Here is a 23,419-nt window from a genome sequence, read left to right as displayed (position 1 = left end):
AACGTTCGTTTTAATTATGATTTAATTTAAACACTCACAAATGCAGATTTGTTGACCTAAATGTCAGATTGTTTGGCAATTATCTGATTAAATACAACAGGTTCTGGCGGTACGCTTATTTGAGTGTCGGGTGTATATTGAAACTATAGATTTTTGTACTTCTTATAAAAGGCCGTTGGATTATTATTACCCGCCGTTGCCTGGGTTGAGTGCAATGATCTTTATTTTTATGTAAGTTACAAAAACAAAACGAAATTTCAGAGGAAGAACCGTGTTCTGTTTAAGTTTAGTGGGCTTAAGTTTAATCAGTTGTAGCGCTCGAGAGTTTAGCGTTGAAGAGGCTTTCCCACTGTCAGTTAGCGGAGCTTATAGCCAATGAATGACGCGGTTTCTGTTTTGGGATCAGATCAGCCGTCCACGGTCTTCAGTGGTAATATTTTGATCAGTGAATGCGGCTGGGATAAGATTTTTTCTGAACTGGAAGTTTTATTACGCCAGCTGGGGTTTCGTTACTTTACTTATTCTTCTGTCCCGCGCGATCTGGCGTCAAAGGATTCTCTTTTTTCCGTCTCTAAGCGTAGCTACGGCGTTGATACTCAGGGCTCTTTGCCTGAACATATCGTGTCTCGCTATTACCGCGAGGTCGCGACACTGGATCCGCTGTGGTCAGTATTGCCAACTAGTGCAGAAGTGCTAGTGACTGATGTGCGAGCGGGGAGTTCAACGCCAATCGTTGAAAGCTTTTGGGAGCAATATAACGTTGCTTCGCGCGCTTATATACCGGTCGGCAAGCATGCAGATAAGCCTTGGTTTAACTATTTTGGTTTGTATCATGGAAAGTCATCCGCAGAGTTTACTGAGTTATATAAGGATATTTCTGGTTCACTTCTGCCGTTGCTTGAGCGCTGTCATAAGTTGTTGGCGCTGGATGGTTCAAAAGAAACCAATCCTTATGTCAGGCATGCGGTATTCTCCGCTACCTGTACCAATATCTTGCGTATGACGGCGGAAGGTATGTCGGTAAAAATGATTGCAGATCATTTGGGGCTGACGGAAGAAGGTGTGACCTATCACATCACACGTGCGAAAAAAGTACTTAATGCACGGAACAAAACACAGCTTATCGCTCGTTTGTATCAATCAGGTATTCTTTGAAATCAGACAGCGTCATAGGTGTTGAACATTAGGATTCAATTATCTAGGGCGCTGTATCAGCGGGATTCTCATGGACACTGTTCGCAGTGTCGCTTAGATCGCAGGAGTAACCTTCTCTAGGATAATCTCCTCCGCTTATCACTTCCCATATACCATTCGATTTGTGTAGAAAAGCAAAGCAGCAGGAGCATTTGTAAAGCTCGCTGTTGTTCAGCTCGCTGATTTTTTTCAATGAAGGGTGAGGCTTATTCAGCATCACCAGGTTAAAACAAAGCACACATGCATTCTCCATGGTGTTCGCTCCTGAAGTCAGTGGTTAATGGCCTCCTTTGGTGTCGAGCTGCGCAGTCGGTTGTTCCGCTGTCTTATTGTTTTCTATATGCCTAAAAAATAGCATAAGTTCGATCGAATAAATCTAGGAATAATTCTTAATTTCTAGTGTGCTGGTCAATATATTCACCGATGCATCAAGGGGGGCTGAACTACTTTTGATGAGCTTGTTCGTATAAGGGTAGTCCCGTATATTGTCTTTTCTACAGTGATAACAAAAATAACCTGACGTGGAGATAGAGATGGGCAGCGAGATTTTATTGCGGGAGGATTCTGATGGTGTTTGTTACCTGACACTGAACCGGCTGGATGCTTACAACGCACTCTCAATGGAGATGATGCAAACACTGTCGGCGGAGCTGGATAAGATCACAGAAGATATCTCTGTACGGGTTGTCGTGGTGCGTGGTGGTGGTAAGGGTTTTTGCGCGGGACACGATTTGAAGCAAATGCTAGGTGAAGGGCAGGAGGCCTATTATCAGGCTACGTTTGATACCTGTTCTGAGTTGATGCAACGAATTGTCAATCTGCCCGTTCCAGTGATCGCTCAGGTCCATGGCGTAGCGACGGCGGCGGGCTGCCAACTGGTGGCCAGTTGTGATTTAGCAGTGTCTGCCGACAATGCGCGTTTTGCGACACCTGGTGTGAACATTGGATTATTCTGTTCTACACCCATGGTGGCGCTAACCCGGGCTGTTGCACCGAAACATGCGATGGAGCTGCTGTTGCTGGGTGATCTGATCAGTGCTGACAGAGCAGCTGAAATGGGTTTGGTGAATTGGGTCGTCGCAGCTGATGAACTCGAAGGCTATGTGGCTACGGTTGCCGGTAAAATCGCCAGCAAATCACGGAAGACTCTGTCTATTGGTAAGCAGGCATTTTATAAACAAAGTGAGCAGACGCTGGCCGAGGCGTATTCCAGCTGTGCGCGGGTGATGACGGACAACATGTTAACGGATGATGCACAGGAAGGGATTGATGCTTTTATTACGAAGCGGAAACCTAACTGGAGTCACCGCTGATCCTGGCGAAACTATATTAGTCCTGTCTTATATGTAAAAATATCCGGTAGTAAAGTTCTCGTTTCTTTTTCTGCCGGAATTACCTGATGTCTCATCATTCGTTGGATGCGTTGCCTGAAGTGGCTGCAATTTTAGAGGCTCTGACTGAGCCCGCTGCAATACTGTCCCTCGACTATCAGATCCTCGCCACCAATACGGCTTACCAGAATAATTTCCCATTCGATGACCAGATAATCGGACGCCATTGCTACGAAGTTTCACACGGCTACGATTTGCCCTGTGATCAGGAGGGCGAGTCCTGTCCTCTGAAGCGTTGTGTCGAAACCGGCTCGCGTCAGCGTATGCTGCACATCCATAACACACCGCATGGGCAAGAGCATGTGGATGTTGAGTTGGCGCCGGTTCACCGTGCTGATGGGGAACTGTTTGGGTTTCTGGAAATCATGCATCTTGTGCGGGTCGCGCGTCCAACAGCCGAAGGCGATGGCATGGTCGGACGTTCTGAGGCATTTAAGCAGATGTTATCTTTGCTGCAACGGGCCGCTCCCAGTGAGATTGGTGTGCTGCTGCTGGGTGAGTCGGGTACAGGTAAAGAACTTGTAGCAAGAGCTATCCACGATCAGAGTCGACGTGCCTCTGGGCCCTTTGTCACCGTAGAGTGTTCGGGATTGAGTGAAAGCTTATTCGAAAGCGAGTTGTTCGGTCATGAGCGGGGTTCATTTACAGGCGCGGTAAACCGGAAACAAGGTTTAGTTTCCGCTGCACGTGGTGGAACGCTGTTTCTGGATGAAATTGGTGATGTGCCCCTGTCGCTTCAGGTGAAGTTGCTGCGTTTGATCGAAACCGGTACTTATCGAACGGTGGGAGGGGTCGAGTTGCAACATGCAGATTTCCGTCTGGTCTGTGCAACGCACCGGCATCTGGAAGATATGGTTGAAGCAGGTGCCTTCAGGCGGGACCTGTATTATCGCATCAGTGCATTCCCCATTGATCTCCCAAGTTTATCAGAGCGAGCCGGAGATATTCCGCTGTTAGTCTATGTGCTTCTCAAACGGATTCCAGGTGGCGATGTGGTTAAGGTTAGTCCCCAGGCGATCTCCGCCCTGGAGCGATATGCCTTCCCTGGAAATATTCGAGAGTTGAGAAACTTGCTTGAAAGAGCGGTGTTGTTGAGCGATAACGGGATCATTGATTTGCCACAGCTGCCCGCTGCGATATCCCGATCGCAGCTCATTATCAGCGACCACGATGAAGCGCAGATCAAATCGCTTGAGCAGGTGGAGCACGACTATCTGATGCGTTTGAAAGCCCAGTTTTCAGGGGATAATAAAGCACTTGCTGATGCACTAAGCATCAGTGAGCGTACCCTCTATCGCAAGCTCAAGTCCTCATAATCTATTCCTGACCGGGCAATCCCACTCTTTTCCCTCTCTGTATTTGACCGTTATTAGCTGCTCTTAATCATTGGTCTCATGAGGCAGGAGTACCCCCAAAAAAGCATGCACAAACGCTAATTTAGCTGTTACTATTGAATTGTTGTAATAAGGTTATTCCATTACGATATAAAAATCCGTGCTTTACCGGTCAATGTGACGTAACGGCGTTGCAAAAAACTTTCGCTATACGATAGTCGCATTTTTGCATATGTCGTATTGGTATAACGTTATTCCATAAATATTATAATAACATGCGTTTGCTCGGTACTAAGCGTTCGGAGGCTTAAATGTCCAATATAATAAAAGGACCCAGCACGCGAGAATTGATGGCTCAGATGGCTGCGGAAGCAGATCAGCTGTCTATCAGAGATCGCCGTGATTTCCTGCGTAAAGGAATAGCTGCTGTTGGGGGAATGGCAGCAACCACTATGGCTGGTGGTGCAATTGCGAAAGAAGTGAATACCGCAAACCTGCCGCCAAATGAACCTGCGTGGGGTAAACAGCTGGGACATGGGGTTGTAGAAAACCCATACGGTCACCCATCTGAGTACGAAAAACACGTGGTACGTCGTACAGTACCATGGCTGACTGCGGATTCTATTGCGTCTATTTCGATGACGCCGCTGCAGGATCTTAAGGGGATTATCACTCCGAACGGTCTGGTATTTGAACGTTATCACGGTGGTGTACCGCAAATACCAATGGAAGAACACCGTCTGATTATCCACGGTCTGGTTGAACGCCCTATCATCTTCACAATGGAAGATTTGATGCGTTTCCCGTCTGTTTCTCAGATTAAATTTATCGAATGTCCGGCAAACGGTGGTATGGAGTGGAAAGGCGCACAGATGGAAGCGCTGCAGTTTACCCACGGCATGCTTAGCTGCTGTGAGTGGACTGGAGTCCCACTCAAAGTTCTGTTGGAAGAAGCGGGTGTTAAGCCTGAAGGTAAATGGATTCTAGCAGAAGGTGCAGATGGTTCTCACATGAGCCGTTCTATCCCACTGGAAAAAGCACTGGAAGATACGCTGGTTGTTTATGCTCAGAACGGTGAGCGCCTGCGCCCTGAACAGGGTTATCCGCTGCGTTTGCTGAATCCAGGTTGGGAAGGTAACACCTCCATCAAGTGGTTGCGTCGTCTGGAAGTAGGTGACAAGCCATGGTATCACCGCGAAGAAACATCCAAGTATACCGATCTGATGCCTGATGGCCGTGCGCGTAAGTTTACGTTCGTACAGGAAACCAACTCCGTTATCACCAGCCCATGTCCTGAGAACCCAATTGTCAAAAGCGGCTTCCTGGAGATTGAAGGTATCGCATGGTCAGGCCGTGGCCGGATCAAGCAGGTTGATATCTCTTTCGATGGCGGTGTGAGTTGGGTGCCTGCAAATCTGAAAGGCCTGGTGTTGGACAAAGCATTAACCCGCTTCAGTCTGGTTACTAAGTGGGATGGACAGCCATGGTTGTTACAGTCCCGTGCGATCGATGAAACCGGTTATGTTCAGCCTACGTTGAAGCAGCTACGTGACGTACGTGGCGGCAACTCTATCTACCACAAAAACTCAATTCATACCTGGAAGGTTGCACCGAACGGAGGTATCACCAATGTTCAGATCACTTAAGAAAAGCTTAATTGCGACGACTCTGGGTGCTGCATTGGCGATGACCGGTACGGTGGTACAGGCTGAGAAGTTGGGTATTGGTGCAACTGCATCCGCTGAAGAGATTGCTGGTTGGGATATTGATATTCGTCCCGACGGTAAAGGCTTGCCTAAAGGACAGGGCAGTGTGGAAGAAGGTGAAGCACTGTATGAGCAGTTCTGTTCTACTTGTCACGGCTTGTTTGGTGAAGGCGAAGGCCGTTGGCCGGTATTGGCAGGTGGCCAGGATACCCTGACGGAGGAGCGTCCGACAAAGACTGTCGGCTCCTACTGGCCGTATGCATCTACCTTGTATGACTACATTCGTCGTGCAATGCCGTTTACTGCGCCACGTTCTTTGTCTGATGAGCAGGTGTATCACATCACGGCCTATGTGCTTTATCTGAACGAAATAGTCGAAGAAGACTTCGTGTTGGATCAAGACTCTCTGGCAACGATTAAAATGCCGAACCAAGATGGATTCTTTGTTGATCCTCGTCCGGATGTTCAGAACACCCGTTGTATGAAGAACTGCGCAGATCCTAAACAGCTGCATATTGCTGGTACTTTACGCGGTATAACGCCTGTCGGGCACTTTGTGGAAGGGGCGGATGCACCTGCTGCGTCTCATGAAGCGCAGATGGAGCAAGAGTCTCTGAAAGAGAAGGTGCGTAAGGCGAGTATTCGTGGTGAGGAAGTCTCTGCAGGTGGTCATGGCGCAGCTGCAGCGTTATCTGACAAAGCGGTGGCCGGCAAACCAACGTATGAAGGTGCGTGTAAGGTCTGTCATGGATCTGGTTTAACCGGCTCTCCAAAAGTTGGTGATTCGGATGCGTGGCAGCCACGTATCAAGCAAGGTATGGCTACGATGGTGGGCCATGCGATTAAAGGGTTCAGCGGTGAAACAGGCGTCATGCCTCCGAAAGGCGGACGTGTAGACCTTAGTGATAAACAGGTTGAAGAAGCCGTGGCTTACATGGTTGAATCTAGCCAGTAAGTAATAAACTCATAAGGCCCTGTTATAAGGGCCTTTCTCATAAAAATAATAAATCTGTCAGAAAGACAGTTCCGGAGGAGTAACAATGCGTAAGCTGACCACCTCTATTTGTGCGGCGGGTCTGTTGGCAATGGTAACGGCAGCTCCTGCTGTTGCTGGGGCCAAAGAAGATCAGTTGGCGCTCGGTAAGGCAGTGTATCTCAATAAATCGCGGGGGAACTGCGTTTCCTGTCATGCAATCAGTGATCCTGATGCAACCCAGGCGGGTAACCAGGGGCCACCCATTCTCAGCATGAAAATGCGGTTCCCGGACAAACGCAAATTGCGTGCACAGATTTGGGATGCAACCAAAAATAATCCTCTGACAATCATGCCGCCGTTGGGCAAGCACTGGATTTTGTCTGAGGAAGAGATCGACGCAGTTGTTGAATACGTTTACCAGTTCTGACGCCCGCTCACTGGGTGATAAAGAGAGAGGAATTTTAGAATGAGTATGAATCGTCGTACGGTCGTTAAAGCGATTGCGGCTGGTGGTGCTTTGATTGGTGCCGGCGTAATGATGCCGCGTGCAGCGATGGCAGCATGGGCTGAGTCTGCATTTAAAGCGGACAAACAAGATGCAGCAATGAATGCGTTGCTGGGTTCTACCGACACTGCTGAGAGCGCAGAAGTTACCCTGAAAGCACCTGATATTGCAGAAAACGGTGCGGTTGTGCCGGTTACTGTTCGTACCAAGATGGCTAATGTTGAAAGCATCAGCATCTTCGTAGAAAACAACCCGAACCCTCTGGTTGCTGAATTTAAGATCCCTGCCGGTACCGAAGCTGATGTTTCTACCCGTCTGCGTATGGGTAAAACCTCCAAGGTGACCGCAGTTGTTAAGGCTGACGGCAAGCTATACAGCGCTGCCAAAGAGGTCAAAGTCACCATCGGTGGTTGTGGCGGTTAATCGGACATAGGGGATAAGAAGATGGCTAAGAAGATTCTGAAAGTTAAAGCAAAAGCGTCCGGTGACAGGACCAAAGTCAAAATGATGGCTAAGCACATCATGGAAAGTGGTCAGCGCAAAGACAAGAAGACCGGTGAGCTGATCCCTGCGAAGTTTCTGCAGGAGCTGAAAGTAGAGCACGGCGGCAAAGTAGTATTCGAAGCGAGTCTGGGTACAGCTGTTTCTAAAAACCCATACATCGCGTTCAACTTCGCGGGCGGCGCTAAAGGCGATGAGTTGGTACTGACCTGGAAAGAGAATACCGGCGCGTCTGCTACTGAGACAGTGAAAGTTAAGTAATTCCGGTCTAATAACCGGATTCACCGTCCGGTTATAGCTGTGGGGTGTGACTAATGAAAATAATAAAAAAACTGGCGCTTGGGTTAGGTGTCGCTGCGGCGGCTCAGATGACACAGGCTGCCGACTCAGGTTTCGACCTGGCGACCGTTAATCCTGAAGCAGACCGCGTTGCGCTGCAGAACTATTTTGAATCCCGTTTTCCACAGTCAGAGATCTCTGACTATGTAAACGGTATTTATGCTGTGGACGCATCGTCCCGTGAACAGTGGGAAGAGCTTGAAGAGTTTCCTCCTTACGAGTTCGCCGTTGAAGAGGGTGAAACCCTGTTCAATACACCTTTTGCCAACGGCAAAGGTTATGCCGATTGCTTCGAAAATGGCGGTGTAGGTATTCGTCAGAACTATCCATACTGGAATAAAGAAGCAGGCACCGTTAAAACTCTGGAGATGGAGATTAACGAGTGTCGCGAAGCCAATGGCGAAAAACCTCTGAAATGGGCTAAAGGTGATATCGCTAAGATCTCTGCCTACATGGCATGGACCTCTCGCGATAAGCCGATCAACATTGAAATCCCATCAGACGACCCACGTGCCAAAGCGGCGTATCTGGACGGTAAAAAGTTCTTCTACGCGAAGCGTGGTCAGCTGAACTTGTCTTGTGCGAACTGCCATGTACAAGGTGCGAACATTCGCATTCGTGCTGATTTGCCGAGCCCGCAGTTGGGGCACACGTCTCACTTCCCAGTGTTCCGTTCAAAATGGGGTGAACTGGGTACGTTGCATCGCCGTTACAAGGGCTGTCACAAAGACTCCCGTTCTAAGCCGCTTAGCCATCAGGTTGAGGTTTATCGTAATCTGGAGTTCTTCCAGTCTTACATGAACAACGGTCTGGTTGTTAACGGTCCTGGTGCACGTAAATAAGGAGGGTATGCAAAATGAAGAAAATTATTACCATTGCTGCCGTTCTGGCGTTGGCTCCCACATTTGCTTCAGCGGAAAGTTTTCAGGAAGCATTTGAATCTAATCGTGCAATGTACGGTAAAAATCACACTTTTGAATGGAATGGTAAGAACTTTTCTACCAACCATGAAGAGGAAGTTGAGGCCGCAGTTGCAGCGACAAAAGAGAATGCTCTGGATCTGATCGCAAAAGCAAAAGCCAAAAACAAAGAAGCTGCAAAGCTGGGCTTTGAGTGGAAGCTGACGGGTGGCATCTTGAAGGATGCACAAAAGGCCGCAGATGCGGGCGAATACCGTAAAGCGCTGGATCTGGCCGCTCAGGCCAAATACCACTCTCGTATGGGTATTCAGCAGCACGCATATGCGCAGAGCAACTGGCACCTGTCAGTACCTCAGTAAAACTCTGCCGACCTAAAAAATGCCTGTAGCATCGACTGCTACGGGCATTTTTCCTTTTTTTGGTTGCTCTAAGAGGGTGATTACCTATGTCTATGACACGCCGTGAGTTTGCCCAACTATTGGGCTTGGCGGGGGCAGCGGGACTGCTGCCGGCAACGGGCTTTGCAGCAAAGAAACAGACTGCTGACATTTACGAAGTACCTAATTTTGGTAATGTGCGTTTGCTGCATATTACAGACTGCCATGCGCAGCTTAATCCCGTGTATTTCCGGGAACCCAGTGTAAACTTGGGTATTGGTTCTGCTTATGGACAGGCACCACACTTAGTGGGTGATAAGTTATTAAACCACTTTGGATTGACGCCCAACTCTCTTGAAGCGCATGCGTTTACCTATCTGAAGTTTAATGAAGCCGCTCAGAAGTACGGTAAAGTGGGTGGTTTTGCGCATATCAAAACGTTGGTGAATCGCCTGCGTGAAGGGTATGGCAGTGAAAATACCTTGCTGCTGGACGGTGGTGACACGTGGCAGGGGTCGGGAACTTCCTACAAGACTCGCGGCATGGATATGGTAAAAGCGACCAACGAGTTGGGCGTGGATATTATGACCGGCCATTGGGAGTTTACCTACCATCAGGAAGAGATCCTGAAAAACATCAAAGCGTTTAACGGTGAGTTTCTGGCTCATAACGTGATGATTACCGAAGATGCGCTATTCGACGGGGCCGATGAATATATCTTCGACGAAGACAGTGGTCGGGTCTTCAAGCCTTATACCATGCGAGAAATGGGTGGTGCTCGTATTGCGATTGTCGGTCAGGCGTTCCCAAGAACCAAGATTGCAAACCCGGCGCGCTTCATACCGGATTGGTCCTTCGATATTTTTGACCGTGAATTGCAGGAACTGGTTGACCAGATACGTACCGAAGAAAAACCGGATGCAGTGATCGTTATTTCCCATAACGGTATGGATGTGGATCTCGCCATGGCATCCCGAGTCAACGGGATTGATGTGATTCTGGGCGGCCATACGCATGATGGTGTGCCACAGCCAACCATTGTGAAGAACGATGGTGGTCAGACACTGGTATGTAACGTTGGCTCCAACGGTAAATTCGTTGGCGTGATGGATCTGGATGTACGGGGTGGCAAGGTACACGGCTATAAATATAGCCTGATGCCTGTCTTCTCTGAATTGTTGCCAGCAGACCCGGCGATGACTCAGTTGATTACGGATATACGTGCGCCATACAGTGATTGGTTGAACGAAGAGTTGGCTATTGCGGATGAAGTGATGTTCCGTCGTGGTAATTTCAACGGCAGTTTTGATCAGGTTATCTGTGACGCCTTGCGTAATCAGCTCGATGCGCAAGTATCGCTGTCGCCGGGCTTCCGTTGGGGCACAACCGTGCTGGAAGGGCAGGTTGTGAAGATGGAGCATGTGCTGGATCAGACGTGTCTGACATATCCGGAAACCTATGTGCGTCCGATGAAAGGCTCTGAATTGAAGCTGATTCTGGAAGATGTGGCGGACAATATCTTCAATCCTGAACCGTACCTGCAATCTGGTGGAGACATGGTGCGCGTTGGCGGCTTTGATTACGTCTGTGATCCGAGCAAGTCTGTCGGCTCTCGTATCAGTGAGATGACTCTGGATAACGGAGAAAAGATCGACATGAACAAGGACTACAAAGTTGCCGGTTGGGCGACCGTGGGTGCGCGTTCTGAAGGTCCGGATATCTGGGATGTAGTAGCGGATGATCTGAGGGATAAAAAGGTAGCGCGTGTGGATAAATTAAATACACCGCTGCTGAAGAATGTTGCAGGTAACCCAGGTATTGCAGGGTATCCACGAACGTAACGTGTTCTGCCGACATGGTGTTGTAAAAGGGGCTTATATAGCCCCTTTTTTTGTTTACAATAGGCCCCGATCATTCAATGTGCGGAGACCGGTGTGAAGTTACAGCGAACGATAGCTATTTTATTTTCGTGCCTGCTATTTGGCTGCAATGCAGCGAACGTCCAGCCTGAAGGAACACCACCTGCGGAAGCGCCCGTTGTGACTGATAGAGCCTCAAAGGCTGATAATGCGAGCGATATGGTGTCTGCTGTCGAGCAGATGACCAGCCGCCTAACGGCGGTGCAGGAACAAGTGCTGAACGTGCGTTCTCAAAGTGCGCGTCAACTGGAACAATTACAGAGCCTACAAGTTCAATTGCATGCATTTTCTCAGGATATGAAGCGCAGAGGTGCTTCATCCGGGCAGGCCGAGCAGGGAGGTCAGCCGTCAGCCGATGAGTTTGCTTTGTTGTTGGATCAGATGGCACAAACGGCGAATGAAATTAGTTTGCAGATGCAGGACGGGAATTTTCGGTTTGTGTCCTGTTACACTCAATCCGGACAGTGGATCCTGATACGTTATGATCGATACAGCGGCGAGAGCTGGTTGGCGGACGGTGGCGTATGGATGGTATTGGATGACACGGCTGATGTGGTAGGTTCTATCTACGAAGTGAGCGTTGAACGCGCGGATAAAGATGCGAAGGGGTTTGTGGCGGCACGACTTGATCGTCAGTCTGGGCGCGTATGGTGGTTAAAACAGAACAACTGGCAATTACTGGAACAATGAGCGAACCAAACTGTACACAACTGATCAGCCTATTTAATTCTCTGTTTCTTGAGTCTCATAATACGGTCTTGCAGCTGGGAGATGATGAACCTATTTATCTGCCTGCGGATAAGAATGAGCCACACAATAGGGTGATTTTTGCACACGGTTTTTTTGCCAGTGCGTTACATGAAATTGCTCATTGGTGTGTTGCCGGTGAAGAACGTCGAAAGTTAGAAGATTTTGGCTATTGGTACAAACCTGATGGCCGGACGGAAGATGAGCAGACGTTGTTCGAGAAAGTAGAAATCGCACCGCAGGCGCTGGAATGGATCATGGCGCAAGCATGTGGTCTGCGCTTTAACTTCTCTGCCGATAATTTAAGTGGCGGTATCGGTGCGAGTGATAGTTTTAAGGGAAATGTTCACAAGCGGGTTCTGCATCTGCTTGAGCATGGTTTGCCTGATCGTCACAAGCAGTTGGTGGAGGCCATGTTGATGGAGTTTAATCAACCCGCGCTGAATCCTGATCAGTTTTCGCTTGCAGGGCGCTGAGTTTGAAGCATGTGTTCAGATATAAAGTGCTCTAAATCGATCTCGTCGTCAAAGTAATGCACCTGTTTTACGTTAAATGATTGCAGCTGCATTACGGTTATCTGGTTTTCTTTTTTTGGCCATCCCTCTACGTGTTCTGCATTTTCTACCAGAGCAACCCTGAACACGTAGTCCTGCATTTTAGGCAGGGCAAACATCCTGCTTATAATCCCCGGCATTGCAGAAATGTCTGCAACGTAAATCAGCTTATGTTGTTTCAATGGCGCCAGGTCTAGTTTCGTCAGTACATTACGTACCCACTCGCCACCCGCTCTATGATGTGAATAAACGATCCATTGTGTTTCCGGAGTCAGAGTATGTTCCTTGTCCCACTGGTCCTTTAGGCTCGTGTGATGAAGGGGTTCAGCATAACTGAAGGGGCTGAGTGCAAAACAAAAAAGTAGCGTGAATAATAGACGGTGCATATTGGCTATTCCTTTCAACTGCCCCTTGAGATCTGCAGGGCGGGACTAAACATGAGGGGATGTTACTCATGTCGAACGTAATGCTGTGTCTGTAATGGCCAATGAAAGGAGATGATGCAGCACATTGTATACTCGTGCTGCATCATAAAGGCTCAGCCTTGATTGAGGATAGACTTTAAGCCTTCTGCAACGTCTGCCGGTGAACTGCTATGCATGAGGGTTGAGACTAATATACCTTTTTGGTTAATCAGGTACAGTCGAGAGGAATGATCAACAGCGTAACCTGAAGCTGAATCAGTCTCTTCTCCAATGCGATAGAATGCTCCGTAGCGTTTTACAACGCGGTCAATTTCTTCACGGCTGCCTGTGGCGCCGATGATGTTCGGATGAAAGAACGCGGCGTATTCCTTCAATGTATCTACGCTATCGCGCTCAGGATCGACACTCAAAAATACACCACGAACCTGAGCCTGTTCTTCGGGCGTCAATGTGTGAATCGCTTGTGATAACACTGCTAATCCCGTTGGGCAGACATCTGGGCAATTGGTATATCCCAGATAAAACACCACAGCCTTTCCAGCCAGATCAGAGAGTTTCAGGGTACCTTCGCTGGTTTGTAGGGTAAATTCCCCGCCCAGAGATTCACCAAGTGCAATGCGCTGGTCTACAGGTTGAGGGCGGAAATAGAATGCTAACGCCATCCCAACCAATAAAAATGCGGTCAGGATAAGCAGTGTACGTAAGGTACTCAGTCCGTTTTTCTTCATTTGGCTGTGAAATCAAAGTGGGCTTCAAGTTGTTGTTGATCCTGCTGAGCAACAATACGTGCTCGCCAGGACATCTCGCCAGTCGTACAGATCGCCAGTTCAGTTACGCCACTCCATACGCCTGGTTGATTGGCTACAGGGATGAGAGAGATCTGATTCAGTCCCATGTACATATCCTGACCTTCCAAGCTTAGATTAACCTCAGTTGCATCAATACCGTCTAACGTGACATTAAATGTCAGCGGGACCGCACTGCGGATCTCTCTGGGAGATACATCTACTACGATTGAGCGGGTATCAAGTGTTGCACTGCAATCAGAGTGTTTGATGCTGCAATTACTGTCCGATAAGAATAGCTGGTTTCCCGAGGCTTGAGGCTTTAGCTGTTCGGGTAACCAGATAACAGCAACGCCCAGGGAAAGAGCGAGGACACAAAAAATTGCATATTGAAGCAGACGGTTGGACACTGACAATTCCAAAAAGCTATGGGCAAAGAGGTACGGCGGCCCCTATTCTAGCGAACCGCCGTGCGCAAATGATGTGACCAATTGTCGCACTCTTAACTGTCTTGATCTAGCTGTCGATGTTTCAGCAATTGCTGCTCGATATGATCCCAATCCAAGTGTCGGTCACTGATGATTTCCAAACGAGAGTCACGACGGTATGCCAGTTTGCTGACACTGTGTTCGTCCAGAACACGATTGTAAAACACCCACGCATACCCGATGCGAAATGCGCCTTTAATACGATGGGTCTGTTCAATCGAATTCAGATACTGGCAGAGGGCATCGTAGTCGAAGCTGTCGTCGCGATGAAATACCCAACCACAACTTACCATACCGCTACCTTCACCCAGCTTTCTCACGGGGATACCGGGTTCTGGATGGTGCTTGTTTACTGCAGAATGTCCGTGAGACTGATGGTCGTGGTCGTGGTCGTGGTCGTGGTCGTGGTCGTGGTCGTGGTGCAGAGCGTGCGCTTCAGGAAACTGTGCTTTGAGGTGGCCATCTCGGACCAGATCCAGGACATCGAGTGGGATATTGCCCTGTTCACAGCGAATAACGCGCTGTTTGGGTGGAAAGATCCCACCCAATAGGGATGTTGCTTGTTCGATCAACGGTTCTTCGGCCAGATCACACTTATTGATAGCAATAACATCAGCCAGATTAATCTGATCCTGGAATACTTCATTGGCTACGATATCTGGTTGCTCCAGAGAGCGGGGATCTAGCAGACAAACCGTTGCTCGTAGATCTAATACGTCCTCAAAGCTTATGCCTTGTAGCACATCGATGATGCCTTCCGGATGCCCCAATCCGGTGGGTTCAATAATCAAACGGTCAGGGTTGCTACGGCGAATCAACATTGTCAGAGTAATCGCCAGGGAAGGGCCGAGCGCACAGCAGATACAGCCACCGGCCAGTTCGCGTACGTGTAATCCGTCTTCACTGGGCAGGGCTGCCTGATCGACGCCGATCTGGCCAAACTCGTTAACCAGAACAGCCCAGGTTTCGTTTTCGGGCTTCTGACTCAGGAGTTGGTTTAGTGCCGTTGTTTTGCCTACGCCCAGAAACCCGGTAATGATATTGGTTGGGATCGATTTATATTGAGTCATATTGTTACTTTATAACATTTTTTAGAAATACTGCGCTTAATTAGCCCTTCGGTCAAGCTCGCTACAATAGGGGATCTAAACCTGCTGGCTTTGCCGGAACAGTTTCTTTAGCGGCAGTTGCGAGATCAACATCCCCGCTAACATTAAGCCGCAACCCATCAGTTCGCGACTGTTGAGTTGTTCGCTGAGCAGCAGCCATCCTCCTAGCGCAGCAAATACCGCCTCAAGGCTCATAATAATTGCAGCGTGTGAGGGGGGAGCGTCCTTTTGTGCGACGACCTGCAAGGTATACGCGATACCCACCGAAAACAAACCTGCATAGATAATCGGGCCAAGTGTTGCGCTGAAATTATTGAACTGCAGGGTCTCCCACTCGAATAGAATCGCTGCAATGCCACTTAATACTGCGCACACGAGAAACTGGCTGATAGCCAGACGCAGGTTGTCAAAGCGAGGGGCTAATCGACTCAATAGTAGAACATGGACTGCCCATGCGCCCGCTCCGGCTAAGACTAAGAGATCCCCGGGATTGATGCTTAGCGCTTCGTTAACACTTAATAGATATAAACCCACTACGCCTAATGCCGCGCCTATCCAGGTATTGCTTTGGGTTCGTTCGCCAATTGCCAGACCAAAGAACGGTACCAACATAATATAAAGGCCGGTGATAAAGCCTGCATTTGAGGCGGTTGTGTATACCAAACCTGCCTGCTGCAAAGTCGCGCCCATAAAAAGAACAAACCCTGCAAGCGCTCCACCTTTTGTTAGTGCGCTGAAGTTGTCTTGCTTTGCGGGTTTAAAGATAAGCAGAAGGGGTAACAGAGAAACCGCACCTAATAGAAATCTGGCTGCGTTGAAACCAAAAGGACCGAGATGATCCATTCCCATTCTTTGGGCAACAAATGCGAGCCCCCAGATTGTGGCAACGATCAGGAGGAGTACGTCCGCGCGGGTATTTCGGTTGTGCATAGTGTTCTAGTCCAGAAAATTGAGCGCCAACCCTACCGTTAAGCAAAGATGTGCGCCAGACGGGCAGATCAAGAAAAGCCAAAATTATTTTATAAATGCTATTGATAATAATTATCATTTGTATACTATGGGTCGTGCTCACGAGAGATCGACGAACAGGTTTCTACCTCACTGACTTTGTTCGTTTTGCCGCCGCCAGAGATGGCGGCGGCCCCTTTTTAAGCTTATTAAAAGGGCTCTATCTAAAGGTTTTGGCGTGCAGTGAATGATGTATGCATTGCCGCCTCCCGACTTCAAGCAAACGGCTCTTGTCATTGAAGCAAACCGCGATTTTTGGGCTATCCGCAAGGGTAGCCCATTTTTTTGTCTGAAATCGGAGGGGAGTGGTGTGGCTATGGCTTTAAAGGGAACCCTGCTGGTTTCTGGGTCCTGAAAACCTCTTTTCTAAATGTGTTAACAGCAAGATTTAACACGCTCGGGACGATCTCCCATCAAGCCAAGTGCGAGTGTCGCGTCTTTGAGAAAGTGTCCGTTGTTTGTCGCTGACTCAACCAACACTGTTTTGCACCACTCGGGCAAATCAGGATTGATACGATAAAAAACCCACTTACCCTGGCGGCGGTCGACGAGCAGTTGGCATTGTCTCAACTGCGCCAAATGACGTGATATTTTTGGTTGGATCTCGTCCAGCGCTGCTGTTAATTCACATACGCACAACTCTTCTTCATTTTCGATCAGAAGCAGGCACTTTAGGCGGGTTTCGTCTGCCAGACACTTATAAAACTGCACTGGATTCATCGTATTAACTTAAAAAGCCCATTCTGAGTTAGAGGGGAAGGCATTTAGATTCTTCACGTTATTTATATATGGTAAATGATATATGTATCAACTGCACCCACTAAGAATAGGCTGAAAGGGGCAGAGAAAAATATTTCATAAATGCTATTGATAATAATTATCATTACTGTAATATTGATCCTGCTCACGAGAGATGGGCGAACAGGTTACCTCACTGACGTTGTTCGCTTTTCGCTGCCAAGGATGGTGGCCCCCCTTATGTTGTAACAAGGGTGTTCTTAAGGATGTTTTTCAGGATCTAAGGCGTTTCACGTTAGCGCCTTTCCTCCGACTTCAAGCAAAGGCTCTTGTCATTGAAGCAAACCGCGATTTTCGGGCGCCCGTTAGGGTAGCCCGTTTTTTTTTGTCTGAAAATCAGAGAAGCAGATGCAAAAGTCCGAGTGCGCCAGTGATGATCGATGCTGAATGTCAGGAAAGAACTGTAGGGATCGCTGAAGCTCTCTGGCCATATCAGCGTCAAATCTACATTTCGCGTGGTAAACACCGGAGAGGTGTCGATTCGTAATCAGACTTCGGCTGTAAACTTTATCCGGACGATTATTCGACGAGGGGAAATACTGCCGGGTTTGACGTCATGAATTACCCCATCGTCTGGATGTTGAAGGTAGCTTTGTAGATGATTGGGTTGTTTGGGGCGAATTTATCGGCGTTGCTGGGTACGGTTTAAAGCGTGAATTAACTGATGTTCCAAGTTTCCCAAAACGGCGGAAACGATATGACCGTGTAGCGATGTTAGCCAAGAAATTTGTGAGCTATCGCTGTATACAACAGAAGGACCGGTACAGAGATTGCGATCAGTACGGCAATCAAGAAGATCTTTACCAGAATATTTGTTGCTGTCTTAAGTGCATGTTGCTGTGATGTGTAATATAGACATTGTGTTTGTGTGGGGTGGGCAGTATCCAAGCGGTAAAAAACTGATGCGGGTGCTTGTCTGGTTTTTATGCCCTCATTCAGCAATAAAGCCAAAAGTCTTATCTGATCGGCTTTGCGGTTTTTTCGAAACTTTAAGCCTAGCTCTTTGATCTCAAAGCGAAGCTCATCAAACTGGATGAACAGTTTGTGTTCATAGCCTTTAGGTCTTCGTTTCTCCACGACTTCGGCTTTAAAAGAATCTGGAGCTTTCAGAATGTAGCGCTCGATGATTCCAGAGGTATCCTCAATCTCTACAAGCCTTTGTGCAAAATTAATGGCAGTGCGCTTGGTCTTCGAGCGGGTGCGAATACCTAGGTGGGTTACTAAAGGCATTCCAATGGCAAAGGCCAATCCCAGTAGAGGGTGACCACCCCAGTCGCTGGAGATTCCAAATACGGCACCTGTCAGGATTATCAGGATGTATACTGCAATAGTTTCTATTTTGTTACGCCGTCTTTGAATCGTTAACGTGCCTTTATTGAAGCTAACGTATTGAATTTCTTTTTCAAATACAGTCTTTTGCATCCTTGCTATCCGTTTCATTCTTGGTCGCTAAGGTTAGTCAATTTCCACGCTATTCGCTCTAATTTTGATTTCTGACGGGTAGCGCTGAACTATGAACTTTCGGTAATGCCGGACTTCCTTGTAGAAACCACAAATGAGTTGAGATCGTAATCCCCAAAATTATGAGGTGTGAAGTTCATGTGATTCTCGTAGAGGGTTGTAGGAAAAATAGAGACGAAATTTAGAAGGGGAGAAAGCGGCTGCAAGGTGCAACCGCTTAGTGATAAAGATCTATTTCTTTCTGAGCTTACAGACCCAGCTTGTCCGCCACGTAGTCGGCGTCTTTGTCACCGCGACCGGACAGGTTTACCAGAATCATTTGATCCGATGGCAGTTCCGGGGCTTTGCGCATCGCCCAAGCGACGGCATGCGAGCTTTCCAGCGCAGGAATGATGCCCTCAACGCGAGACAGTGTCATGAATGCGTTCAGACACTCTTCATCGGTCACGGAATCATATTCAACACGCCCCAAGTCTTTTAGGTAGCTATGCTGTGGGCCGACACCCGGATAATCCAGGCCGGAGGCGATGGAGTGAACTGGCATCGGTTCACCGTCTTCAGTTTCCAAGACGTAACACTTCATGCCGTGAAGTTCGCTTGGTTTACCCAGTGTCAGCGTAGCAGAGTGGTCTTTGGTGTCGAGACCTTTACCTGCAGGCTCTACCCCGACCAGACTAACATCGTTGTCATCCAGAAATGCGGTGAATGCACCCATCGCATTCGAGCCACCACCCACACAGGCGGTGATGTAGTTTGGCAGCTTGCCATGTGTGGTCATGAACTGTTCGCGAGCTTCGGTGCCGATAATGCTCTGGAAATCGCGTACCATTTTCGGGAAAGGGTGTGGGCCTACCACGGAGCCAATTGCGTAGATGTAGTTGACCGGATCTTTCAGATACTCTTCGAATGCGCTATCGACAGCATCCTTCAGCGTTGCCGTACCGCGAGTTACGGCTACCAGTTTGCAGCCTAAGATTTTCATCTTAGTCACGTTCGGGTGTTCTTTCTCGATATCTACCTGACCCATATGGATTTCACATGGGATACCCACCAAAGCACAGGCGGTTGCCAACGCGACACCGTGCTGACCTGCTCCGGTTTCCGCGATCACTTTGGTTTTACCCATGTATTTCGCCAGTAGGGCTTCACCCAGACAATGATTAATCTTGTGTGCGCCGGTGTGGTTCAGGTCTTCACGTTTCAGGTAGATCTGGGCTCCGCCCAGTTGAGCACTCAAACGGCTGGCATGATAAACCGGGCTAGGACGACCTACATAGTCAGCGAACAGCGAGTCGAGTTCTTCCTGAAACTCAGGGGTCTGACGAATCTCTTCGTAGGCACCGTCGATCTCATCCATAATCTCTTTAAGTTCAGGTGGGATGATCTGGCCACCGTACTCACCAAAATAACCGTTGGCATCCGGCATTGCCGCAAAATCGAACTTACTCATGTTACCTCGCTGTAAATCTTTTTGATCTTTTTGTATCGCAAAAAAGAATATAAAGCGGTTGGCAGGAGCTGCCAACCATTCAGATCAAATATTTCTGCCAGTCTTAGCCTTTCGCTGGCCAATATCCGACGCGGAATCCACCCCAGTGACGTCCGTTGACGAAAATCGGTACAGATAGATCGTGCATGATTTCGCCTGTGTCGCGCTTATAGGTTTGCAGAAGCATACGTTCAGTATGGCATCCACAACGTGCGCCGGTGCGGTCATTAAAGAGACGTTTACTGCGGCTTTTGACGAGGTCAGTTTTATAGTCTCCGGTTGGAGGATGGGCAAACTGATTATTGTGGGTTGGCACGTAGCCGTTGGGATCAGTCACAATGGCGTAGACAAGGTCGCTGTTATCGTTGAGTGCGGTTTCTTGTACCGGTGGTAATGCGCGATCCGTGTACTGATCGTAACGGGTGGTGTATTTCTGCGGATTCGTACCGTCAACTGACTGATAATCACGATCAAACAGGTCCGCTTCGCTCAGAGAGCCAGAGCGGATTTCATTTTCAAAAACTTCAGAAATTTTGTCAGCGCATCCACGTGCTGTTTCGTAGAAGGTCTTATGGAAGTTTGTTTCGGTATGCTCAGCCAGTACCGCGCTTGAAACCTCTGCAACCTCCATCAGCGATGACGCCTGATTGGCCAGGATACGCACTTCATCGTCACTGGATATGATTTCAGAGCGAATCTTCTGAATCGACGTCGAGATCATCTCCAGATTGTCCTGATTATTTGAGGCTCCGTTTGCGATGATCGAAATTTGCTCTTCTACCGCAGCTGATTGAGAGGATATGCCCCCGAGTTGATTGCTGACTTCCGACATAATACGGCTACTGTCTTGAACATTCCCGGACAGTGTTGTTATGCGTGATACCACCTGACGTGTTTCCAGCTGTATTTCGTCAACGATGGTTTCGACTTCACCGGTTGCACCTGCGGTACGTGCAGCCAGCTGGCGTACCTCATCGGCAACGACGGCAAACCCACGGCCGTGGTCACCCGCGCGTGCGGCTTCAATGGCTGCATTCAGTGCCAGTAAGTTTGTTTGCTCAGCAATCTCTTCAATGACTTTAGTGACGCTCTGGATTTGATTGGATTTTTCGTTCAGCTGTTCAATCAGCTGAAGCGTTTCTCCACTTTGCTCATTGAGTTGATCAATTTTGTCCAGAGCCTGTTCCAGCGAAGTTTGCCCTTGTTCGCAGGTGTCTTTGGCGTGTTTAGCCAGTTCAGCAGCCTGAGAAGCCTGATCGGCGGATTGTTGTACGGTTTCCGTCATGTTCTGAGAGTTATCGGCAATCTGTGCGATCTCTCGTACCTGAACGTCCAGCTTAGCGCGCAAATTATCAGCCGAAAATGATACTTCGGCAGCCGCAATGGCGTTGGAGTTTGTTTTTGCCGAGAGCAGGTCACTGATGGTTCGACCACGCTGAAACCCCAATACCAGTGACTGTAGGGCAGGTAGAGAATAACTGTCTTCTGCCGTCCGGCGTCCTTCGGCTGCATCGTTTGTCTGACTCAGGAAAGGTGCGACAACGGTACGATGAATCACGATTTGGGTGACTGCACAGCTAATAACAGCGACGATAATGATGAGTACAATAACGGAGACAGGAATATCTACAACAAACGCTGCGAGCGCAGCCAGTGCGGCAAGTGCAAAGACAATGCTAAAACTTTTAAGATAGTTGCCGGATACGGTGTTGTTCATCTATGGAACCCATGCTTATTGTTTTTATGGGGGGACATAGAAGGAAGAATAACACCACATAAAATAATGCCATTCGGACTTTAGTAGTATTTTCTTGCTGGAACTTAGTTGAAATCGAAGCCGAGTTGAATTTCATCGCGTTTCGCAGGGCGAAAACCGCGCTGTTTCTGTTCGCGATTGATCTCTTTGAGCAAATTTCTGCCAGCTTGGTAGGAACGCGCAACGGTGTGTGTGACTGTGCTGTCGCTACAGGTACTATCTCCCCAGCACTGAGTGACTATCCAGTCACCGATCAGATCCTGATAGAGGCGCACGATGTAATATTCTTGCTCTTTTCGCCAGCGTACGATCAACTGAGTGTTACCGTTTAGTGAACTGCAGCAATGTGGAAATAATAAGTCGGCGCATTGAGCCTGAATCTTGTGAATTTGTAAAGCCTGAAAGCCCATTTACAGGCGCTTTTGAGCGAATTGGTAGGGTAAATGAACTTAAACATCGTAGCTGATGAAAATATGCCATTGGTTGAGGAAATATTCTCTGAATTTGGCAGTGTAAAGCGTGTGGCTGGGCGAAACATGAGTCCCGCAGATGTATGTGATGCCGATTTACTGTTGGTTCGCTCTGTCACTCAGGTGAATGAGCTGTTACTGGAGAAGGCATCGCCAAAGTTTGTCGGTACTGCAACGATTGGCACCGACCATATCGATACCGGGTATCTACAGCAGCAGGGTATCGCTTTCAGCAGTGCGCCGGGCTGCAATGCCGATGCGGTGGTGGAGTATGTTCTCAGTGCGATCTTTCATCTGGCCCAGACACAGGGATTTGATCCCGCTGAACGTACCTGGGGCATTATTGGTGTGGGTAATGTCGGCGGGCGTTTACAGAAACGCTTGCGGGGCTTGGGATACAACGTACTGATCAATGATCCGCCGCGTGAAGCACGCGGTGATGACGGTTTCGTGACGTTGGATCAGCTGTTGAGCGACGCGGATGTGGTGTGTATGCATACGCCACTGACCCGCGAAGGCGATCACCCCAGTTATCATCTGCTGGCTGAGCCGGAGCTGAAACGGCTGAAACCGAATACGATCTTACTCAATGCTGGGCGTGGACCGGTTATCAATAATGCTGATCTATTGACACTAAAAAAGCTGAGAGATGACCTGACACTGATCCTTGATGTCTGGGAGCACGAACCAGTTGTTGATCCTGAATTAGCCGCAGTCACAGAGATTGCGACGCCCCATATCGCAGGTTACAGTCACGACGGTAAAATTCGTGGCACCTTTATGTTGTATGAAGCTTGTTGTCAGGCGCTCGGAATACAACAGACAAAAACGCTGGACGATTTTCTGCCAGAGCCTGCGATTAAACAGGTTATGGTTAATGGTGATGTGACGGCACTGGATCTGATTCGCCTACGTTACGACCCGTATCGGGACGACCGCGATCTTCGTCGCACATTAGATGAAGAGGCACAAACGCGTGCCTTGTCATTTGATCGTTTGCGCAAGCAGTACCCACAACGAAGGGAATTCAGTTCTTTAAAGGTTATTGGAGAGATGGACGAATCCCTCCAACAACAAGCGCGTGCGCTTGGATTTAAAGTCGCAGCAGATTCGAAAATCCCTTAAGCTAGCTAGCCTTTTGTTCACCCTCTGAGTATTAGACTGACA

Annotated in this window: 24 protein-coding genes; 14 read left to right on the top strand and 10 right to left on the bottom strand. The window is 48.5% G+C overall.

Annotated features, from left to right (window positions below):
* Window positions 1–375 precede the first annotated feature (375 nt).
* From IOQ59_RS11880 to IOQ59_RS11820, 13 genes are all read left to right on the top strand, one after another.
* Window positions 376–1,155 (top strand): helix-turn-helix transcriptional regulator, encoded by a 780-nt coding sequence (locus tag IOQ59_RS11880; protein ID WP_193953554.1) that lies wholly within the window; start codon window positions 376–378, stop codon window positions 1,153–1,155.
* A gap of 572 nt (window positions 1,156–1,727) precedes the next feature.
* A complete protein-coding gene (locus IOQ59_RS11875; RefSeq protein ID WP_193953552.1) occupies window positions 1,728–2,507 on the top strand; it encodes an enoyl-CoA hydratase in 780 nt (259 codons plus the stop codon).
* Between the two features lie 86 nt (window positions 2,508–2,593).
* Window positions 2,594–3,901, top strand: coding sequence for a sigma-54 interaction domain-containing protein (locus IOQ59_RS11870; RefSeq protein WP_193953550.1), 1,308 nt, complete (start codon window positions 2,594–2,596; stop codon window positions 3,899–3,901).
* 329 nt (window positions 3,902–4,230) lie between these two features.
* On the top strand, window positions 4,231–5,565 hold the full coding sequence (gene soxC, locus IOQ59_RS11865) for a sulfite dehydrogenase (RefSeq protein WP_193953548.1): 1,335 nt from the start codon (window positions 4,231–4,233) through the stop codon (window positions 5,563–5,565).
* A complete protein-coding gene (locus tag IOQ59_RS11860) occupies window positions 5,549–6,580 on the top strand; it encodes a c-type cytochrome (protein ID WP_193953546.1) in 1,032 nt (343 codons plus the stop codon). Before soxC ends, IOQ59_RS11860 begins: the two co-directional genes overlap by 17 nt.
* A gap of 85 nt (window positions 6,581–6,665) precedes the next feature.
* Window positions 6,666–7,028: a sulfur oxidation c-type cytochrome SoxX gene (gene soxX, locus IOQ59_RS11855; protein WP_193953544.1), complete on the top strand. Its 363-nt coding sequence runs from the start codon at window positions 6,666–6,668 to the stop codon at window positions 7,026–7,028.
* Window positions 7,029–7,067: 39 nt separating this feature from the next.
* On the top strand, window positions 7,068–7,529 hold the full coding sequence (gene soxY, locus IOQ59_RS11850; protein WP_193953542.1) for a thiosulfate oxidation carrier protein SoxY: 462 nt from the start codon (window positions 7,068–7,070) through the stop codon (window positions 7,527–7,529).
* Window positions 7,530–7,550: 21 nt separating this feature from the next.
* Window positions 7,551–7,868: a thiosulfate oxidation carrier complex protein SoxZ gene (gene soxZ, locus IOQ59_RS11845; protein WP_193953540.1), complete on the top strand. Its 318-nt coding sequence runs from the start codon at window positions 7,551–7,553 to the stop codon at window positions 7,866–7,868.
* Window positions 7,869–7,921: 53 nt separating this feature from the next.
* Entirely contained in the window at window positions 7,922–8,788 is an 867-nt protein-coding gene (gene soxA, locus IOQ59_RS11840) for a sulfur oxidation c-type cytochrome SoxA (protein WP_193953539.1), read from the top strand.
* Window positions 8,789–8,802: 14 nt separating this feature from the next.
* Window positions 8,803–9,225, top strand: coding sequence for a SoxAX-binding protein (locus IOQ59_RS11835; RefSeq protein WP_193953537.1), 423 nt, complete (start codon window positions 8,803–8,805; stop codon window positions 9,223–9,225).
* An 86-nt stretch (window positions 9,226–9,311) separates the two neighbouring features.
* Window positions 9,312–11,084 (top strand): thiosulfohydrolase SoxB, encoded by a 1,773-nt coding sequence (soxB, locus tag IOQ59_RS11830; RefSeq protein WP_193953535.1) that lies wholly within the window; start codon window positions 9,312–9,314, stop codon window positions 11,082–11,084.
* Between the two features lie 93 nt (window positions 11,085–11,177).
* The gene (locus IOQ59_RS11825; protein WP_193953534.1) at window positions 11,178–11,852 is read left to right on the top strand and encodes a hypothetical protein; all 675 of its coding nucleotides are present in this window, start codon (window positions 11,178–11,180) and stop codon (window positions 11,850–11,852) included.
* Window positions 11,849–12,385 (top strand): elongation factor P hydroxylase, encoded by a 537-nt coding sequence (locus IOQ59_RS11820; RefSeq protein ID WP_193953532.1) that lies wholly within the window; start codon window positions 11,849–11,851, stop codon window positions 12,383–12,385. Before IOQ59_RS11825 ends, IOQ59_RS11820 begins: the two co-directional genes overlap by 4 nt.
* Here the strand turns inward: IOQ59_RS11820 and IOQ59_RS11815 are convergent.
* From IOQ59_RS11815 to IOQ59_RS11770, 10 genes are all read right to left on the bottom strand, one after another.
* Window positions 12,361–12,849: a hypothetical protein gene (locus IOQ59_RS11815; RefSeq protein WP_193953530.1), complete on the bottom strand. Its 489-nt coding sequence runs from the start codon at window positions 12,847–12,849 to the stop codon at window positions 12,361–12,363. The genes IOQ59_RS11820 and IOQ59_RS11815 overlap by 25 nt on opposite strands.
* A 152-nt stretch (window positions 12,850–13,001) precedes the next feature.
* A complete protein-coding gene (locus IOQ59_RS11810; protein ID WP_193953529.1) occupies window positions 13,002–13,616 on the bottom strand; it encodes an SCO family protein in 615 nt (204 codons plus the stop codon).
* Window positions 13,613–14,083 carry a hypothetical protein gene (locus IOQ59_RS11805; protein ID WP_193953527.1) on the bottom strand — a complete coding sequence of 157 codons (471 nt, stop codon included), beginning with the start codon at window positions 14,081–14,083 and terminating at the stop codon, window positions 13,613–13,615. Before IOQ59_RS11805 ends, IOQ59_RS11810 begins: the two co-directional genes overlap by 4 nt.
* 92 nt (window positions 14,084–14,175) lie before the next feature.
* Entirely contained in the window at window positions 14,176–15,231 is a 1,056-nt protein-coding gene (locus IOQ59_RS21450) for a CobW family GTP-binding protein (protein WP_193953525.1), read from the bottom strand.
* Between the two features lie 75 nt (window positions 15,232–15,306).
* A complete protein-coding gene (locus IOQ59_RS11795) occupies window positions 15,307–16,200 on the bottom strand; it encodes a DMT family transporter (RefSeq protein ID WP_193953523.1) in 894 nt (297 codons plus the stop codon).
* A 453-nt stretch (window positions 16,201–16,653) separates the two neighbouring features.
* Window positions 16,654–16,998: a metalloregulator ArsR/SmtB family transcription factor gene (locus IOQ59_RS11790; protein WP_193953521.1), complete on the bottom strand. Its 345-nt coding sequence runs from the start codon at window positions 16,996–16,998 to the stop codon at window positions 16,654–16,656.
* Between the two features lie 792 nt (window positions 16,999–17,790).
* On the bottom strand, window positions 17,791–18,498 hold the full coding sequence (locus tag IOQ59_RS11785) for a hypothetical protein (protein WP_193953519.1): 708 nt from the start codon (window positions 18,496–18,498) through the stop codon (window positions 17,791–17,793).
* A gap of 286 nt (window positions 18,499–18,784) precedes the next feature.
* On the bottom strand, window positions 18,785–19,987 hold the full coding sequence (trpB, locus tag IOQ59_RS11780) for a tryptophan synthase subunit beta (protein WP_193953517.1): 1,203 nt from the start codon (window positions 19,985–19,987) through the stop codon (window positions 18,785–18,787).
* 103 nt (window positions 19,988–20,090) lie between these two features.
* Window positions 20,091–21,743: a methyl-accepting chemotaxis protein gene (locus IOQ59_RS11775; RefSeq protein ID WP_193953515.1), complete on the bottom strand. Its 1,653-nt coding sequence runs from the start codon at window positions 21,741–21,743 to the stop codon at window positions 20,091–20,093.
* Between the two features lie 104 nt (window positions 21,744–21,847).
* On the bottom strand, window positions 21,848–22,192 hold the full coding sequence (locus tag IOQ59_RS11770; protein WP_228050862.1) for a hypothetical protein: 345 nt from the start codon (window positions 22,190–22,192) through the stop codon (window positions 21,848–21,850).
* A 33-nt stretch (window positions 22,193–22,225) separates the two neighbouring features.
* Between IOQ59_RS11770 and pdxB the strand changes: the two genes are divergently transcribed.
* Window positions 22,226–23,377, top strand: a complete 1,152-nt coding sequence (gene pdxB, locus IOQ59_RS11765) for a 4-phosphoerythronate dehydrogenase PdxB (protein WP_193953511.1) — start codon at window positions 22,226–22,228, stop codon at window positions 23,375–23,377.
* Window positions 23,378–23,419: the final 42 nt, after the last annotated feature.

Source organism: Pontibacterium sinense (genome assembly GCF_015209595.1).
In the GTDB taxonomy this organism is placed as follows: Bacteria; Pseudomonadota; Gammaproteobacteria; order Pseudomonadales; family Balneatricaceae; genus Pontibacterium; species Pontibacterium sinense.
Note: the sequence above shows the minus strand (reverse complement) of the source record. Positions and strands in the feature narration are given on the sequence as shown.

Excerpts from the sequence above, each read along its gene's own strand:
- IOQ59_RS11880 (WP_193953554.1), top strand. The coding sequence starts at position 376 with ATGAATGACGCGGTTTCTGTTTTGGGATCAGATCAGCCGTCCACGGTC.
- IOQ59_RS11875 (WP_193953552.1), top strand. The coding sequence starts at position 1,728 with ATGGGCAGCGAGATTTTATTGCGGGAGGATTCTGATGGTGTTTGTTAC.
- IOQ59_RS11870 (WP_193953550.1), top strand. The coding sequence starts at position 2,594 with ATGTCTCATCATTCGTTGGATGCGTTGCCTGAAGTGGCTGCAATTTTA.
- soxC (WP_193953548.1), top strand. The coding sequence starts at position 4,231 with ATGTCCAATATAATAAAAGGACCCAGCACGCGAGAATTGATGGCTCAG.
- IOQ59_RS11860 (WP_193953546.1), top strand. The coding sequence starts at position 5,549 with ATGTTCAGATCACTTAAGAAAAGCTTAATTGCGACGACTCTGGGTGCT.
- soxX (WP_193953544.1), top strand. The coding sequence starts at position 6,666 with ATGCGTAAGCTGACCACCTCTATTTGTGCGGCGGGTCTGTTGGCAATG.
- soxY (WP_193953542.1), top strand. The coding sequence starts at position 7,068 with ATGAGTATGAATCGTCGTACGGTCGTTAAAGCGATTGCGGCTGGTGGT.
- soxZ (WP_193953540.1), top strand. The coding sequence starts at position 7,551 with ATGGCTAAGAAGATTCTGAAAGTTAAAGCAAAAGCGTCCGGTGACAGG.
- soxA (WP_193953539.1), top strand. The coding sequence starts at position 7,922 with ATGAAAATAATAAAAAAACTGGCGCTTGGGTTAGGTGTCGCTGCGGCG.
- IOQ59_RS11835 (WP_193953537.1), top strand. The coding sequence starts at position 8,803 with ATGAAGAAAATTATTACCATTGCTGCCGTTCTGGCGTTGGCTCCCACA.
- soxB (WP_193953535.1), top strand. The coding sequence starts at position 9,312 with ATGTCTATGACACGCCGTGAGTTTGCCCAACTATTGGGCTTGGCGGGG.
- IOQ59_RS11820 (WP_193953532.1), top strand. The coding sequence starts at position 11,849 with ATGAGCGAACCAAACTGTACACAACTGATCAGCCTATTTAATTCTCTG.
- IOQ59_RS11815 (WP_193953530.1), bottom strand. The coding sequence starts at position 12,849 with ATGCACCGTCTATTATTCACGCTACTTTTTTGTTTTGCACTCAGCCCC.
- IOQ59_RS11810 (WP_193953529.1), bottom strand. The coding sequence starts at position 13,616 with ATGAAGAAAAACGGACTGAGTACCTTACGTACACTGCTTATCCTGACC.
- IOQ59_RS21450 (WP_193953525.1), bottom strand. The coding sequence starts at position 15,231 with ATGACTCAATATAAATCGATCCCAACCAATATCATTACCGGGTTTCTG.
- IOQ59_RS11795 (WP_193953523.1), bottom strand. The coding sequence starts at position 16,200 with ATGCACAACCGAAATACCCGCGCGGACGTACTCCTCCTGATCGTTGCC.
- IOQ59_RS11790 (WP_193953521.1), bottom strand. The coding sequence starts at position 16,998 with ATGAATCCAGTGCAGTTTTATAAGTGTCTGGCAGACGAAACCCGCCTA.
- IOQ59_RS11785 (WP_193953519.1), bottom strand. The coding sequence starts at position 18,498 with ATGCAAAAGACTGTATTTGAAAAAGAAATTCAATACGTTAGCTTCAAT.
- trpB (WP_193953517.1), bottom strand. The coding sequence starts at position 19,987 with ATGAGTAAGTTCGATTTTGCGGCAATGCCGGATGCCAACGGTTATTTT.
- IOQ59_RS11775 (WP_193953515.1), bottom strand. The coding sequence starts at position 21,743 with ATGAACAACACCGTATCCGGCAACTATCTTAAAAGTTTTAGCATTGTC.
- IOQ59_RS11770 (WP_228050862.1), bottom strand. The coding sequence starts at position 22,192 with ATGGGCTTTCAGGCTTTACAAATTCACAAGATTCAGGCTCAATGCGCC.
- pdxB (WP_193953511.1), top strand. The coding sequence starts at position 22,226 with ATGAACTTAAACATCGTAGCTGATGAAAATATGCCATTGGTTGAGGAA.